15 protein-coding genes and 2 tRNA genes are annotated in these 14,594 nt (G+C 66.7%); 10 read left to right on the forward strand and 7 right to left on the reverse strand.

The window, feature by feature from the left end:
* Positions 1–10 precede the first annotated feature (10 nt).
* The 5 genes from VB716_RS02020 to murA form a co-directional block, all read right to left on the reverse strand.
* Entirely contained in the window at positions 11–523 is a 513-nt protein-coding gene (locus VB716_RS02020) for a pentapeptide repeat-containing protein (RefSeq protein ID WP_231597714.1), read from the reverse strand.
* A 164-nt stretch (positions 524–687) separates the two neighbouring features.
* Positions 688–1,950, reverse strand: a complete 1,263-nt coding sequence (locus VB716_RS02025; protein WP_197153782.1) for a bifunctional folylpolyglutamate synthase/dihydrofolate synthase — start codon at positions 1,948–1,950, stop codon at positions 688–690.
* Positions 1,951–1,954: 4 nt separating this feature from the next.
* Positions 1,955–3,229, reverse strand: a complete 1,275-nt coding sequence (locus VB716_RS02030; RefSeq protein WP_370594606.1) for an aspartate aminotransferase family protein — start codon at positions 3,227–3,229, stop codon at positions 1,955–1,957.
* Positions 3,203–3,284, reverse strand: a tRNA-Leu gene (locus VB716_RS02035). The genes VB716_RS02030 and VB716_RS02035 overlap by 27 nt, the downstream gene beginning before the upstream one ends.
* Before the next feature lie 43 nt (positions 3,285–3,327).
* Positions 3,328–4,629: a UDP-N-acetylglucosamine 1-carboxyvinyltransferase gene (gene murA / locus VB716_RS02040; RefSeq protein ID WP_322757535.1), complete on the reverse strand. Its 1,302-nt coding sequence runs from the start codon at positions 4,627–4,629 to the stop codon at positions 3,328–3,330.
* Positions 4,630–4,855: 226 nt separating this feature from the next.
* Between murA and VB716_RS02045 the strand changes: the two genes are divergently transcribed.
* The 5 genes from VB716_RS02045 (at position 4,856) to trpC (ending at position 8,513) form a co-directional block, all read left to right on the forward strand.
* Positions 4,856–4,939: transfer RNA gene (locus VB716_RS02045), tRNA-Leu, on the forward strand.
* Between the two features lie 8 nt (positions 4,940–4,947).
* The gene (locus tag VB716_RS02050) at positions 4,948–5,196 is read left to right on the forward strand and encodes a hypothetical protein (protein WP_231597723.1); all 249 of its coding nucleotides are present in this window, start codon (positions 4,948–4,950) and stop codon (positions 5,194–5,196) included.
* A gap of 79 nt (positions 5,197–5,275) precedes the next feature.
* Positions 5,276–6,112, forward strand: a complete 837-nt coding sequence (locus tag VB716_RS02055) for an RNA methyltransferase (protein ID WP_322758866.1) — start codon at positions 5,276–5,278, stop codon at positions 6,110–6,112.
* A gap of 13 nt (positions 6,113–6,125) precedes the next feature.
* Entirely contained in the window at positions 6,126–7,568 is a 1,443-nt protein-coding gene (locus VB716_RS02060; protein WP_197153786.1) for a dihydrolipoyl dehydrogenase, read from the forward strand.
* Positions 7,569–7,625: 57 nt separating this feature from the next.
* Complete coding sequence (gene trpC, locus VB716_RS02065; RefSeq protein WP_322757534.1) at positions 7,626–8,513, forward strand: indole-3-glycerol phosphate synthase TrpC; 888 nt, start codon at positions 7,626–7,628, stop codon at positions 8,511–8,513.
* Between the two features lie 225 nt (positions 8,514–8,738).
* Here the strand turns inward: trpC and rpsD are convergent, their stop codons facing one another.
* Complete coding sequence (gene rpsD, locus VB716_RS02070; protein ID WP_197153788.1) at positions 8,739–9,347, reverse strand: 30S ribosomal protein S4; 609 nt, start codon at positions 9,345–9,347, stop codon at positions 8,739–8,741.
* A gap of 189 nt (positions 9,348–9,536) precedes the next feature.
* Between rpsD and yidD the strand changes: the two genes are divergently transcribed.
* From yidD to aqpZ, 4 genes are all read left to right on the forward strand, one after another.
* Positions 9,537–9,788, forward strand: coding sequence for a membrane protein insertion efficiency factor YidD (yidD, locus tag VB716_RS02075; protein WP_197172206.1), 252 nt, complete (start codon positions 9,537–9,539; stop codon positions 9,786–9,788).
* 28 nt (positions 9,789–9,816) lie between these two features.
* Positions 9,817–10,089, forward strand: a complete 273-nt coding sequence (locus tag VB716_RS02080; protein WP_197153789.1) for a glutaredoxin family protein — start codon at positions 9,817–9,819, stop codon at positions 10,087–10,089.
* Between the two features lie 32 nt (positions 10,090–10,121).
* Positions 10,122–11,636: a UDP-N-acetylmuramoyl-L-alanyl-D-glutamate--2,6-diaminopimelate ligase gene (locus tag VB716_RS02085; RefSeq protein WP_197169616.1), complete on the forward strand. Its 1,515-nt coding sequence runs from the start codon at positions 10,122–10,124 to the stop codon at positions 11,634–11,636.
* A gap of 77 nt (positions 11,637–11,713) precedes the next feature.
* Positions 11,714–12,484, forward strand: coding sequence for an aquaporin Z (gene aqpZ / locus VB716_RS02090; protein WP_197153791.1), 771 nt, complete (start codon positions 11,714–11,716; stop codon positions 12,482–12,484).
* A gap of 44 nt (positions 12,485–12,528) precedes the next feature.
* On the opposite strand, the gene VB716_RS02095 is transcribed toward aqpZ, so the two are convergent.
* Positions 12,529–13,770, reverse strand: a complete 1,242-nt coding sequence (locus VB716_RS02095; RefSeq protein ID WP_323269594.1) for an aminotransferase class V-fold PLP-dependent enzyme — start codon at positions 13,768–13,770, stop codon at positions 12,529–12,531.
* Between the two features lie 79 nt (positions 13,771–13,849).
* Between VB716_RS02095 and VB716_RS02100 the strand changes: the two genes are divergently transcribed.
* Entirely contained in the window at positions 13,850–14,575 is a 726-nt protein-coding gene (locus VB716_RS02100; protein WP_231597724.1) for a DUF47 domain-containing protein, read from the forward strand.
* The last annotated feature ends 19 nt before the right edge of the window (positions 14,576–14,594 follow it).

The following is a 14,594-nucleotide window of genomic DNA, read 5'->3' on the forward strand; positions in this document are numbered from 1 at the left end:
CGTTAGGGGTTCAGCCGCAGTCCAGGCTGAGGCGGGTGTCGACCCCAGTGATCGGGTTGGTGCCCTCGGCGCTGCGGCAGAGCTGTTTCTGATCAGAGCGGTCCAGCAGGGCGTCGCTGAAGTCGGCATCGGTCACATTGGCACCAGCGAAACTGCTGCCGGAGGCGATCGCGCCGCGCAGCACCGCGCCCCGGAAATCGACACCGCTGAAATCGCCCCGGTCCATCAGGGAATCACTGAGGTCGGCGCCGCTGAAATCAGCGTCGGCAAAGGCGCCCTGGGTGAGAATGGACCCATGCAGGTCGGCGCCGTGGAAATTGGCCTGACGCCCCACCACTCCAGCAAAGGAGGAGCTGGCCAGGTCCTGGCCGCTGAAGTCCTGGCCGCTCTGGTTGGTCAGGGTGTAGTCGACCCTCTCCTGGAACAGGGCCCGCTCCTGCAATCCAACCCCCGCGGCGGTGTCGAGGGCGGCAGCTGGCGGCAAACCGGCCGGCAGCAGCAGGAGCAGCAGGGTGCAGGCCAACAGCCCACCCAACAGTCCCCTGAGTCCGCTGACGAGATCCAGTCGCTTCAGCCCGCTGCGACAGCCCGTTGAGGCCCCCCGCGACCTCCGGGGCGTCGTGGCCGCGGGCTGGCGGAGCACCGGAAGCTGAACGACAGGCATCACGGTGCTGGCGGCGTCTGGCTTCACTCTGTCGCAGCGACGGCGAGAAGGCTGCCGATCAGATACAGGGAACCCGCCACGATCAGCGGGGTCGTTCCAGCAGGCGGCAGGGTGTTCAGGGCCGAGGCCCAATCCGCCGCCGCCTGCAGCTGGCTGGCCAGCTCCGGGCAGGCCTCTGCCAGCTGGTCCTGGCTCCAGCAGGAATGGCCGCTGACCGGCACGATCCAGGCCCGATCGCCCGGGGCCAGCAGAGCCCGCAGCATCGCCGGCCCCTGCTTGTTGGCCAGGATGCCGAGCAACCAGATCCGTTCCCCTGCCGCCGCGATCGTTCCCTGGGCAGCCCGCTGGTCGAGCTCAGCGCGCAGGGCTTCGGCGGCCGGCAGATTGTGGGCCCCATCCAGCAGCAGGGAGCGGCCCTGCCAGTGCACGGGTTGCAGCCGGCCGGGCCAGCGGGCCGCCGCGAATCCCGCCGCGATCGCCTCCTCGCTGATCGGCCAGCCGCCTTCGATCAGCGCCCGCAGCATCCCCAGGGCCACGGCGCTGTTGTGCCGCTGCACCGCTCCACTCAGGCCGCAGCGGTAGGTGAGTCCATCGCTGTGGAGCCAGTCGTCACCCCGATCTGCCGCCACGGCTGGCTCGATCCAGCGCAACTCCGCCCCGACCGTCTCGGCCCGCTCCTGCAACACCGCCGCCACGGCTGGGCTCTGGGGGCCGCTGATCGCCACAGAACCCGGCCGCAACACGCCGGCCTTCTCCGCGGCAATCTGGCCGGGATCCGATCCGAGAAATTCGGCGTGATCCATGCCGATCGCGGCAAAGCCGATCACCTCGCGCCGGGGATGCACCGTGGTGGCATCAAGTCGCCCCCCCAGCCCCACTTCCAGCACCACCAGCTCCAGGTCTGCCTCGGCAAAGGCACAGAAGGCGGCGGCGGTGACCAGTTCGAACGGGGTGAGCCGGTGCCGCTGCCCCACCCTCTGCAGCGCCTCAAGCTGGCGGCGCAGCTCCGGGGCGGGAATCGGCGCTGCGCCGAGCCGGATCCGCTCGCACCAGCTCACCAGGTGGGGAGAGGTGTAGAGCCCGCAGCGAATCCCGGCCTGCAACAGGGCCGCGTGGACCAGGGTGGCGATCGATCCCTTGCCGTTGGTTCCAGCCACCTGCACGGTGCGGAAGCGGCCTTCCGGATGGCCGAGGTCCGCCAGGGCGCACGTCAATCGCTCCAGACCGAGGTCGACACCGCGCCGCTGGAAGGGCTCGATCAGGTCGGCGAAGGCATCGAGGGCCACCCCGTCAGGCCAGGCTGAGCAGGGCCTTCTCCAGGCGCTTCACCGCCTTGTGCAGGTGACGCGCCTGGATCACCAGCGGCGGCACGAAGCGCACCACCTGGGGGCCGGCGGGCACCAGCAGCAGCCCCTGGGCCATGGCCGCCTTGACGATCTCGGGAGCGGTGGGGGCCTCCGGACGCAGCACCAGTCCCTGGAGCAGGCCCCAGCCTCGGCATCCCTCCAGCAGGTGGGGATGGCGGCGAACCAGCTCCTCGAGCAGCTGCCGCAGCACCTGCCCCATCTGCTCCACATGGGGCAGGAGCGAACGCCGATCGATCTCGCGCAGCACCGTGAGGCCGGCCCGGCAGGCCAGTGGGTTGCCGCCAAAAGTGCTGGCGTGCTCGCCGGGACGGAAGTGGTCAACGGCCGCCTTCACCGCCAGGGCGCCGATCGGCACGCCACCCCCCAGCCCCTTGGCCAGGGTGATGGCGTCGGGTTCGACACCGAGGGTTTCATAGCCCCACATCCGACCGCTGCGGCCCACGCCGATCTGCACTTCGTCAAAGATCAGCAGGATCTGCTTCTCGTCGCAGAGCTGGCGCAACCGAGCAAAAAAAACTGGATCACCGGGGATGACACCGCCCTCACCCTGGATCGGCTCAATCAGCACGGCCGCCACCGTCGGCCCCTCGGCCTCGCAGTCGGCCAGCAGGGCCTCGAACGCGGCGATGTCGTTGTAGGGGAAGTAGCGGAAGCCCTGCACCATGGGCTCGAACCCCTGGTGATACTTGGGCTGACCGGTGGCGGTGACGGCTGCCAGGGTGCGGCCGTGAAAGCTGGCCTGGGCCGTGAGGATCAGGGGCTGGGTGATGCCCCGCGTCCCATGACCATGCTTGCGGGCCAGCTTGATGGCGGCCTCGTTGGCCTCGGCGCCGGAATTGCAGAAGAAGACCCGATCGGTGCAGCTGCGGGCGGTGATGGCGGCCGCCAGCTGTTCCTGCTCCGGGATCCGGTAGAGGTTGGAGACATGCTGCAGCTTGCCCAGCTGGCGGCAGAGGGCCCGCTTCAACACCCGGTCGCTATGGCCAAGGGTGCAGACGGCGATGCCGGCGACACAGTCGAGATAGCGGTCGCCCTGGCTGTCCCAGACATGCACCCCCTTGCCTTTGACCAGCTCCAGGGGGAAGCGGGCATAGGTGTCCATCACCGGGGAAAGGGGCGCCGGAGGGATGGACACGATGGCTGAAGCGGATGGTGGAACGCTGGGGCGAGATGGGAGCGGTGGGACTTGAACCCACATGCCCGAAGGCGCTCGATTTTGAGTCGAGTCCGTCTACCAATTCCGGCACGCTCCCATGCCTCAGATCCTACGTGGGGCCCCTTCCTGGGCTGGCGTCATCAGCCGGCGCTGGTGCGCCGAATCGCCGCGCCGGCACCATTGAGCTTGCCCTCAAGGTCGGCGTAGCCGCGATCGAGGTACTCGAGGCCCTGCACGGTGGTGATGCCCTCGGCGGCCAGACCGGCCAGCACCATCGCCGCCGAGGCCCGCAGATCCGTGCCCTGCACCGGTGCACCGCTCAGCCGGGAGACGCCCTCCACGAAGGCGGTATTGCCCTTCATGCGGATCGAAGCACCCATGCGCTGCAGCTCAGCCACGTGCTGCAGCCGATTCTCGAAGATGTTTTCGGTGATCACGCTGGTGCCCTCCGCCGTGGCGAGCAGGCTCATGAACGGAGCCTGCAGGTCGGTGGGGAAGCCGGGGAAAGGCTGGGTGCGCAGATCAACCGCCCGAACGTTGTCCGCCCGCAGGGTGAGGCCGATGCCGTCGTTCTCAATGCGACAGCCGGCTTCCTCGAGCTTGGTGATCACGGCGCCGAGGTGCTCGGGGATCACGGGGGCGACCCGCAGATGGGAGCGGGTGATCGCCGCCGCCAGCAGGTAGGTGCCGGCTTCGATCCGATCGGGGATCACGGCGTAGTCGGTGCCGTGCAGGCGGTCGACACCCACGATCGTGATCGTCTGGGTGCCGGCGCCACGCACCCGGGCTCCCATGGCGATCAGCAGGCCCGCCAGATCCACCACTTCGGGTTCCTGGGCGGCGTTGTCGATCGTGGTCTCGCCCTCGGCCAGGGCGGCCGCCATCATCAGGGTCTCGGTGGCCCCGACGCTCGGGCAATCGAGATGGATGCGACCGCCCCGCAGACGGTGTCCCTGACCGGGCACGACCGCCGTGACGACGCCATGGTCAATCGTGACCTGGGCACCCAGGGCCTTGAGCCCCTTGACGTGCTCCACCACCGGCCGCGATCCGATCTGGCAGCCACCGGGCAGGGGCATCTTCGCCATGCCGGTGCGGGCCAGCAGGGGGCCAATGCAGAAGAAGCTGGCCCGCAGGCTGTTGACCAGCTCATAGGGAGCGGTGGACTGGTTGATGTGATCACCGTTCAGCTCAATCGCCTCTCCCTGACGGATCACCTGCACTCCAAGAGCCGCCAGGATCTCTCCCATGGCGGTGATGTCGGTGAGGGGCGGGATATTGCGGAGCCTGATCGGATCACGGGTCAGCAGGCAGGCCGCCATCAGCACGAGGGCGGAATTCTTGGCACCGCTGACGCGGATTTCGCCGGAAAGGGCATGACCGCCGGCAATTTCCAGCTGGGGATTGAGAATTTTCTGGGGCGGGACAATGGTGTAGGTCATGGCTGCGGCTGTCCCGTCTTCGGTTGCGGCATCTTGACAATGATCGGTGTGACCGTCTAGACGGCCGCCCCTTGAACTGTCTCGTCCCGAGTCCCTTGCCTAGCCACGATCCGCTGCCGGCGTCAGCCCAGTCAGCCCACGCCGATGGCGAGCATTCCCGGAGGCGGTATTGGAGGGAGGGCGGACCATGCCGTATGGTCTTCCAGTCGCAACGAGCGGCGCGCCAGCGGATGTGGCGGAATTGGTAGACGCGCTAGTTTCAGGTACTAGTGGCAGCAATGTCGTGGGAGTTCAAGTCTCCCCATCCGCACTTTTCTCATGATCGTCCTCAAGATCACCAACGCCTCCGAGGTCGTTGCTTCCAAAGTCGGTAAGTTTCTTGAGAGACTTACACCTGATTCCTTTGATCAGTCCACGGTTGAAGACATCGTCATCAAGAAGTTGATCGAGAACCTCGAGGCCGAAGGCCTCCAAGGTGAAGTCGCTGTGGTCAATGGTCTTGACATCGGTGATGGGTCCGTCCTCGTTCGCGATCACATGCATGTCCGGCGCCACCAGAGCTTCTGATTCGGGCGTGGATCGCCCTGGACAGCAGCCCGACGAGGAAGGGCTGAGCAGCGAGGAAAGCCTGAGCAGCGACGAGGGTCTGATCCGCAGCCGCCGCAACCCCTTGGTGCGGAACCTGCGCCAGTTGCACCATTCTCGAGGCCGCCGTGATGCAGGCCTGATGCTGCTTGAGGGCACGCACCTGCTGCAGGAAGTCCTGCGGCTGAGGCTGCAGCCCTGTGATCTGCTGCTCACGACCCGTTGGGAAGGGAGCCACCCCGAGCTGGTTGCGGCCCTGCCTGCCAGCACGCGCCTGCACCGGGTGAGCGACGAAGTGCTGGCCGCTGCCGCCACCACCGAGCACCCCGATGGGGTGGTGCTCACCCTGCCGCTGCCCCTCTGCGTCAATGGCACGCTGCCCGCATTCCTGCTGGTCCTTGACCGGCTGCAGGACCCCGGCAATCTGGGAACCCTGATGCGCACGGCTCTGGCGGCGGGGGTGGAGCGGCTCTGGCTTGCCGGCGGTGCCGATCCATTCCAGCCCAAGGTGCTGCGAGCCTCCGCCGGATCCGCCCTGGAGCTGCCGCTGGAGCGCCTCGAGGAGGAGGAGCTGCGGCTGCGGTTGCGCCAGGCCCGGGAGGCTGGTTATCAGGTGGTGGCCTCCATGGCGCCATCGGCGCTGGAGGCGGAGGAGGCCCCGATCGCTTACTGGCAGCTGGACTGGCGCCGGCCCACGATCCTGCTGCTGGGCAACGAAGGCGGAGGCATCAGCAGCGACCTCCTGACTCTCGCCAGCCATCGGGTCACCATTCCCCACAGCCCAGCGGTGGAATCCCTGAACGTGGCGGTGGCGGCAGCGCCGCTGCTGCTCGAACGCTGGCGGCAGGGGATCCTGCAACGCGGGAGCCAGCCACAGGAGAGAATGCCGCATCAGTGATGCAGCGGCCCCGGTGAGCGACGCGACCTTCGACTACGACGTGATCGTGATCGGCGCCGGCTACGGCGGTTTCGATGCGGCCAAACATGCCGCAGAGCATGGTCTGAGCGTCGCCATCGTCGAATCCCGCGACATGGGTGGCACCTGCGTGAATCGCGGCTGTGTGCCCTCCAAAGCTCTGCTGGCCGCCAGCGGCAGGGTGCGCGAGCTGGCCGATGCCGAGCATCTGGCCGGCTTCGGCATCCATGCGGCGCCGGTGCGCTTCGAGCGCCAGAAAATCGCCGACCACGCCAACCAGCTGGTGGCCACGATCCGCGGCAATCTCACCAAGTCCCTGGAGCGGGCCGGCGCCACCATCCTGCGGGGCAAGGGCCGCCTGGATGGGGTGCAGCGCGTGGTGGTGCGGGAGAGCGGCAGTGGCCTCGAGCGCCCCTACACCGCCCGCGAGGTGATCCTCGCCACCGGTTCGGAACCCTTCGTGCCACCTGGCATCGAGACCGACGGCCGCACCGTGTTCACCAGCGACGAAGCGGTGAGCCTGGAGTGGCTGCCCCGCTGGCTGGCGATCATCGGCAGTGGCTACATCGGACTGGAGTTTGCCGATGTCTACACAGCCCTGGGCTGTGAAGTCACGATGATTGAAGCCCTGGATCGGGTGATGCCCACCTTCGATCCCGACATCGCCAAGATCGCGGCCCGCAAGCTGATCGACGGCCGCGACATCGATGCTCGATCGGGCCTGCTGGCGCGCAAGGTGACACCGGGCTGCCCGGTCATGATTGAACTGGCCGACATGAAGAGCCGCGAGTTGGTCGAAACCCTGGAGGTCGATGCGGTCCTGGTGGCCACCGGCCGGGTTCCCAGCAGCAAGGACCTCAACCTGGCCTCCGTGGGAGTGGAGACCAACCGCGGCTTCATCCCGGTGGATGACCGGATGCGCGTGCTCGTGCATGGAGAACCGGTTCCCCACCTCTGGGCCGTGGGCGATGTGACCGGCAAGATGATGCTCGCCCACACCGCCGCCGCCCAGGGCACCGTGGCCATCGACAACATCCTGGGCCATGGCCGGGAGATTGATTACCGCTCCATTCCGGCGGCCACCTTCACCCACCCCGAGATCAGTTCGGTGGGTCTGAGCGAAGCCGACGCCAGGGCGCTGGCGGCCCGTGACGGCTTCGAGCTGGGCATGGTGCGCAGCTATTTCAAGGCCAACTCCAAGGCCCTGGCTGAGCTGGAGAGCGATGGTCTGATGAAGCTGCTGTTCAACAAGAGCAGTGGCGAAGTGCTCGGCGCCCACATCTACGGCCTGCACGCCGCTGATCTGATCCAGGAGATCGCCAACGCCGTGGCCCGCCGCCAGAACGTCCAGCAGCTGGCCAGCGAAGTGCACACCCATCCCACCCTCAGCGAGGTGGTCGAGGTGGCCTACAAGCAGGCCGCCATGGCCGTGGGCTGAGGGGTCACCCCACTGGACCACCCCCGTCTCCTTTTCCTTTCCCCGTTCTGAACCCGCATGGAGATCCGCCGCCGCCCGCCCAATCCCCCCGTGAAGGTGGCCCACCTCACCTACGGCATTCCCCATCCGGAGGCTGAACCCCGCCACATCCTCGAGAAGATCGTCTGGGAAAAAGACCGGGAGGTGGCGGTCGCGCGGGAGCGGGTGAGCCTGGAGCAGCTCAAGGCTCAGGTGGTCGACCTGCCGGCCCCGCGGGACTTCGTGGCGGCCCTGCGGGCCAGTTGCCGTAAGCCCGCCGTGATCGCCGAGGTGAAGAAGGCCAGCCCCAGCAAGGGTGTGATCCGCGAAGACTTCGACCCCGAAGCCATTGCCGCCGGCTACGCGGCCGGTGGCGCCAGCTGCCTGTCGGTGCTCACCGACAAGACCTTTTTCCAGGGCGGCTTCGAGGTGCTGGTGCAGGTGCGCCAGGTGGTGGCCCTGCCGCTGCTCTGCAAAGACTTCATCCTCAGCCCCTATCAGCTGTACCAGGCCCGTGCGGCCGGCGCCGACGCGGCCCTGCTGATCGCCGCCATCCTCACCGATCAAGACCTGGGCTACCTGCTCAAGGTGGCCCGCAGTCTGGGGTTGGCGGTGCTGGTGGAAGTGCACGATGCCGCCGAGATGGAGCGGGTGCTGGCCCTCGACGGGGTGACGCTGATCGGCATCAACAACCGTGATCTGAGCACCTTCCACACCGATCTGGCCACCACCGAGCAGCTGATGCAGCGCTACGGAGCCCAGGTGCGCGCCAAGGGGGCCCTGCTGGTGAGCGAATCGGGCCTGTTCAACCGCGACGACCTCGACCGGGTGCAGAGCGCCGGCGCCGATGCGGTGCTGGTGGGCGAAGCGCTGATGCGGCAGCCCGATGTGACCGCTGCTCTGGAGACGCTGATCGAAGGTGCGTAGACGACCGCTAACTGGACGAAAGCCTGAGGCGGGGCACGGCTCAGCAGTGAGCACCCTGCTCGAACAAGGGGTGACGGGTCGAATAGGGGAGGTACGGGCGAAGAGCTGCCACGAAAAAACTTCTCAAAAAGACTGACCTCAACAAAGCCCCCCACAGAAAAGCCCTCGCCGTAAGGCGAGGGCCTGACGCCATATCGAGCTGCTGAAGGCAGCCGGATGGCGACCTCAGACTTTGCGGGAGTAGAACTCAACCACCAGGAGTTCGTTGATCTCCAGAGCCACCCATTCGCGCTCGATCTTGCCACCCACCTTGACGGTGAGCTTGGCCTTGTCGAACTCAAGATGGGGGGGAATGTTGGACAGACCCGGGAAGGCAAGGTTGGCTTCAGCCAGGAGCTTGCTCTGCTTGCGTTCACGGATGGCGATCACATCACCGGCCCGGCACTGGTAGCTGGGGATATCCACGACGCGGCCGTTCACGGTCACGTGGCCATGGTTCACCAGCTGGCGGGCACCAGGCACCGTGGGACCAAAGCCCACGCGGAAACAAAGATTGTCAAGGCGGTTCTCGAGCAGCTTCAGCAGGTTGGTTCCTGTGGAACCCTCCTGGGCGCGCGCCTTCTTGACGTAGCGCACGAGCTGGCGCTCGGAGATGCCGTAGTTGAAGCGAAGCTTCTGCTTCTCTTCCAGGCGGATGGCGTATTCGGAGCGCTTGCGACGGGCTTGGCCGTGCTGACCGGGGGGATAAGACCGCTTGGCGGCCTTACGGGTGAGACCGGGGAGGTCTCCCAAGCGCCGCGTGATCCTCAGACGAGGGCCGCGGTAGCGAGACATGAAGGTTGGATCGTGGGACGGAAATCCCCCAGGACAGGGGGAGCGGCGACCGCGTCATGGAGCAAGCTGGACGCTGTCCTGCAGGCCCTTGTCTTGGAGCGCCAACGATCGATCCTATCGGTTGGCCCTGAAGCCCTTGGTCTGGCCCCGAGCCCGGGGCTGGAGACCCTGCTCCCAACCGGTGATCCGCTGGCTGCCCCCCGCCAGGGTGGTTGGGCAACGCGCTGGCTGACCCTGCTGCTGCTCGGACTGATCAGCCTCTACCGCCGTTGGATCTCGCCGCTTCTCGGACCCCGTTGCCGCTTCATCCCCAGCTGCAGCGCCTATGGCCTTGAGGCGATCCGCCGTCATGGACCCTGGCGTGGCAGCTGGCTCACCGCGGGACGGCTGCTGCGTTGCCATCCCTTCACCCCCTGCGGCTGCGATCCCGTTCCCGACTGAAGCGCTCCCGACTGCCCCCGCATAAGCCATGGCTGAGCTGATCCTCTACACCCGCCAGGACTGCTGCCTGTGCCAAGGCCTGGAAGAGCGGTTGCGGGCCCTGCAGCCAGCCCTGCCACTGCAGTGCCTGGATGTGGATGGCGATCCCGCCCTCAAGGCCCGCTACGACCTGACGGTGCCGGTGCTGGCGATCGAGCAGGACGGCACGCGGCGCGAGTTGCCGCGGGTCTCGCCGCGCCTGGCCGGCCCCCGTCTCCGGACTTGGTTGCAGGAGAACGGATTTCCCGGTCCAGGCGTCTAGAAAGGCTTCCGTCTCCAGCTCCGGCGCTGCCGATGCATCCGCTGCCTGATCCGCTGCTCCACCCGCTGCTGCTTCGTGCCGGCCTGGCGGTGCCGCCGGCCTGTGCCAACGCCGAGGTGCTGGGCATCCATTGCGATTCCCGCCGGGTCGAGCCGGGCACTCTTTTCGTGGGACTGCCCGGTGCCCAGGTGGATGGCGGAACCTTCTGGCCCGAGGCCCTGGCCGCCGGTGCAGTGGCCGCCGTGATCGGCCCGGAAGCCGCAGTCGCCAGGCCACCAGGCGAAGACGACCCGGTGGTGGTGGTGAGTGATCCCGTCGCCCACTGGGCCGGTCGGCTGGCTGCCGATTTCTGGCAGCAACCCAGCCAGCGCCTGGCCCTGATCGGGGTCACCGGCACCAATGGCAAAACCACCACCACCCATCTGATCGAGCATCTGGCCAGCGAGGCCGGTCAGCCGGCGGCCCTGTTCGGCACCCTCGCGAACCGCTGGCCCGGTCACAGCGTGACGGCGCAGCACACCACGGCGTTCGCCGATGTGCTCCAGGCCCAGCTGGCCCAGGCCGTGGAGGCCGGTGCCCGGATCGGCGCCATGGAAGTGAGTTCCCATGCCCTCGACCAGGAGCGGGTCAGCGGCTGCCGCTTCGCCGGGGCGGTGTTCACCAACCTCACCCAGGACCACCTCGACTACCACGCCTCGATGGAGGCCTACTTCGCGGCCAAGTGTCGGCTGTTCGAAGAGCCGCTGCTGGCCGGCGGCGCCGTGGTGAACGTGGATGATCCCTGGGGACACCGCCTCGCCCAGCACCTGCGTCAGCAGCGGGGGGATCTCTGCTGGCGCAGCTCCCTCGAGGATCCCACCATGGAACTCACGATCACCGATCTGGTGATGGACGCCACCGGTGTGCGCGGCACCCTGGTGACGCCCAGGGGATCAGGAGCCTTCCGCTCGCCATTGGTGGGCCGCTTCAATCTGATGAATCTGCTGCAGGCGGTCGGGGTGTTGGTGCAGCAGAACATTCCAGTGCCGCAGCTGCTGGAGGGGCTGGCAAGCTTCCGCGGAGTGCCCGGCCGGATGGAGCGGGTGAGCCTGGCCGGTGGGCCACCGGCTCCGGCGGTGCTGGTGGACTACGCCCACACCCCCGATGGTCTGGAGAGCGCCCTGCTGGCCTGCCGGCCCTTCTGTCGCGGCCGTCTGATCTGCGTGTTCGGCTGCGGCGGCGACCGCGACCGCACCAAGCGGCCCCTGATGGGCGCGATCGCGGCTCGCCTGGCCGATCAGGTGGTGGTGACCTCCGACAACCCCCGCACCGAGAATCCCCAGGCGATCCTTGAGGACGTGCTGGCCGGCATCCCGGTCAGCACGTCCATGGACGTGGAGGTGGATCGGGCCCGGGCCATCGCTGGCGCCATTGCCCTGGCCGGCCCGCAGGACCTGGTGCTGATCGCGGGCAAGGGCCACGAGGATTACCAGATTCTCGGCACCACCAAGATCCACTTCGATGACCGTGAAGAAGCCGAGAAGGCGCTGCGGGCCATGGCGTCCTGAGATCACCTGATCTTTGTGACAGTCCGCAGGTCAATGCTGCTGTCGCTCCCTATCTTGCGAACGCGATACCTTCACTGATGGCCCAAGACATTCCCGTGTCGAAGAAGTTTCTGGCGGAACTGATCGGCACCTTCTGGCTCGTGCTCGGCGGTTGTGGCAGTGCGGTGCTCGCGGCCAATTTCCCCTACGACAACGCTGCCGCCAATCCCCTGGGGCTGGGATTCCTCGGCGTTTCCCTGGCCTTCGGACTGACGCTGCTGACGATGGCCTATGCCATCGGACACATCTCCGGCTGCCACATCAACCCAGCCGTGAGCTTCGGCCTCTGGGCCGGCGGTCGCTTCCGCGGCTCTCTGCTGCTGCCCTACATCGCCGCCCAGGTGATCGGTGCGGTGATCGCCGGCGGCCTGATTCTGCTGGTGGCTTCGGGCCGTGCCGGCTTTGAGCTGGCCGGCAGCAATCCCCTCGCTACCAATGGCTTCGGGGCGCACTCTCCTGGTGGCTATGGCTTTGTTGCCGCCCTGGTGATCGAGGTGGTGCTCACCTTCATCTTCCTGCTGGTGATCCTCGGCACCACCGACAAGCTCGCCCCCGTGGGCTTCGCGGGTCTGCCGATCGGTCTGTCGCTCACCCTGATCCACCTGATCAGCATCCCCGTCACCAACACCTCGGTCAATCCGGCGCGCAGCACCGGTGTGGCTCTCTGGGTGGGCGGCGAGGCCCTGGGTCAGCTGTGGCTGTTCTGGGTGGCCCCGATCGCCGGTGCCCTGCTGGCCGGCTGGGTCTACAGCAACCTGCTCACCCACGAGACCGCCGTCGACGGAACGATTCCGTCGGAGCCCATCTGAGGGTCGCGCCGCGCCATCGCGACCTCACCTTCAGGGTTTGGAGGTCAGCTCACGCTGGCCTCCCCGGCCAAAATCTCCGCGAGGCAATGGAGCAACAGCTCCACCTCCGCCTCGGTGGTGGTGATGTGGGTGCAGGCCCGCAGGCAGATCGGATCATCAAGGCTGCGGATCCACACGCCCCTCTGGCCAAGGGCCTTGACCAACGCAGTGGCACGGGCGGCATCACCGCCGCTGGCCCCGGCCTGGGCCGCATCCAGCTGAAAGCTCACCAGCCCGGCCGGCGGCGGAGCCGTGAGCAGGGGCTGAATTCCTGGCAACGTTCCCAACCCATGCCAGAGCTGCAGGCTCAGGTGCTGGATTCGGGCCAGTCGCTGCTCCGCACTGCCCTGGGCCTCCAGCAGCCGCAGGGAGCACGTCAGCCCGGCCATGAGTGGTGTACAGGAGGTTGCCACTTCGAAGCGGCGGCCGTCGCGGTGAAAGTCGCTGCCGGCCTGGCCTTCGTTGCGGAGGCTGCGCCAGCCGATCAAGGTGGGGCGAGCCTCTGCCAGCAGTCGTTCCGAGAGCACCACCGCTCCCAGGCCTTCCGGGCCGCAGCACCACTTATGGCCGGTACAGCCGTAGATATCGGCGGCGGCGGCCCCATTGGCGGCACCAGCATCCGCCAGGGGCAGACTTCCCAGCGACTGGGCCCCATCCACCAGCAGCCAGGGCCGGCGGGGGTGCGCGGCGAGGCGCTCCGCCACTGCCGCGATCGGCATCACCTGGCCCGTATTCCAGAGCAGGTGCGAGAGCACCACCAGGCGGGTCCGGGGTCGCAGGCAGCGCTGCAGCTGCTCCAGCACCGCCTGCTCCAGAGCGGCGGCATCACCGGAACAGGCGGTTCTGCGCAGCCATTGCACAGGCAGGGTGGCCAGGCTCAACCCCTGGCGCCGGGCCAGCTCCCGGCAGGCGGCCACCACACCGGGATGTTCACAATCGCCGATCAGCAGCTCATCACCCGGCTCCCAGGGCAACCCCCACAACGGCAGCACGCAGCCGCTGGTCACGTTTTCGGTGAGGGCCACCCGCTGGGACGACACCCCGAACCAGGAGGCCAGCCGCTGCCGGAGTGAGGTCGTGACCTGCTCCAGGTAGGGCCACACAGCCCCGCTGAACGGCCCCAGCTCCTGAATGGTGGTCCATGCGGCCGTGATCGCCTCCAGGGAAGCGGAGGGCAGGGGGCCCTGGCCGCCGTAATTGAAGTAGGTCTTGTTGGCGAGGGCAGGCATCTGCGCTCGCAACGGCATGGGATCGATCACGGCAACGGGGGTGTCGGTATGTGGAGCCTGCTTGGCCATGAGAGGCCTCTGCCTAACTTGGTGGCAGATGGGGCTGCTGGCCAGACCTCTCGCTTGTTTCAGTACGCCAGACCCTCGGGCCGTCATGTCGAAGGAAACACCGCAGCTGTTCGGCAAGACCAGATTCCTCGAGGGAAAGATTGATGAATTTCTCGATAAATTATCCGAAGGTGTGATTTACTTCGAGTCGGGTTTGCTATTGCTGGTGGAGCGGGGCGTCAACGACGCCTGCGATGAAAAGCTTCAGCAGATGAATGACCTGAAGGCCCGCTGCAACGAGATCCGCCGATCCGTTGTGGGCACGCTCTACAGCGAAATGTTGATCCCCGATTTCAGAGGGGATGTCTTGAGCCTGTTGAGCGATCTCTACGGCCTGCTGGACGTGATCGTGGATTGCTACCAGGAGTTCATGATTGAGTATCCAACGGTCGACAAGGGGGCAGTGGAATTCCTTCAAGAGCTCAAGAATCTTCTGGCTGTAGTCACCAAGAGTGTTCAGGCCGCCATCATGGCGGCACGCGCATTCTTCCGAAATCCATCGGCAGTTCGCGACCACATCTACGAGATTCGTGTTTACGAATCTGAAGCCGACCGTTCGGCAATCAGGCTGAAGCGAATGATTTTCTCCTCCAGCCTTTCCCTGGTCCAGAAGCTGCATGTACGCGATGCGGTCGATGCCATTGATGGCATTGCCGACCTGGCAGAGGATGTCAGTGATGAACTATCGATTTATGCGATTAAGCGGGCCCTCTAAGGAATGTCTTGCTGGCAGA

Source organism: Synechococcus sp. CCY9201 (assembly GCF_034931105.1).
Taxonomy (GTDB): Bacteria; Cyanobacteriota; Cyanobacteriia; order PCC-6307; family Cyanobiaceae; genus CBW1002.

What these genes read in the sequence shown, in the direction of transcription:
- VB716_RS02030 (WP_370594606.1), bottom strand. Translation starts at nt 3,229, where the DNA reads ATGTGGGTTCAAGTCCCACCGCTCCCATCTCGCCCCAGCGTTCCACCA.
- murA (WP_322757535.1), bottom strand. Translation starts at nt 4,629, where the DNA reads ATGACCTACACCATTGTCCCGCCCCAGAAAATTCTCAATCCCCAGCTG.
- VB716_RS02050 (WP_231597723.1), top strand. Translation starts at nt 4,948, where the DNA reads ATGATCGTCCTCAAGATCACCAACGCCTCCGAGGTCGTTGCTTCCAAA.
- trpC (WP_322757534.1), top strand. Translation starts at nt 7,626, where the DNA reads ATGGAGATCCGCCGCCGCCCGCCCAATCCCCCCGTGAAGGTGGCCCAC.
- rpsD (WP_197153788.1), bottom strand. Translation starts at nt 9,347, where the DNA reads ATGTCTCGCTACCGCGGCCCTCGTCTGAGGATCACGCGGCGCTTGGGA.
- VB716_RS02080 (WP_197153789.1), top strand. Translation starts at nt 9,817, where the DNA reads ATGGCTGAGCTGATCCTCTACACCCGCCAGGACTGCTGCCTGTGCCAA.
- VB716_RS02085 (WP_197169616.1), top strand. Translation starts at nt 10,122, where the DNA reads ATGCATCCGCTGCCTGATCCGCTGCTCCACCCGCTGCTGCTTCGTGCC.
- aqpZ (WP_197153791.1), top strand. Translation starts at nt 11,714, where the DNA reads ATGGCCCAAGACATTCCCGTGTCGAAGAAGTTTCTGGCGGAACTGATC.
- VB716_RS02095 (WP_323269594.1), bottom strand. Translation starts at nt 13,770, where the DNA reads ATGCCGTTGCGAGCGCAGATGCCTGCCCTCGCCAACAAGACCTACTTC.
- VB716_RS02100 (WP_231597724.1), top strand. Translation starts at nt 13,850, where the DNA reads ATGGGGCTGCTGGCCAGACCTCTCGCTTGTTTCAGTACGCCAGACCCT.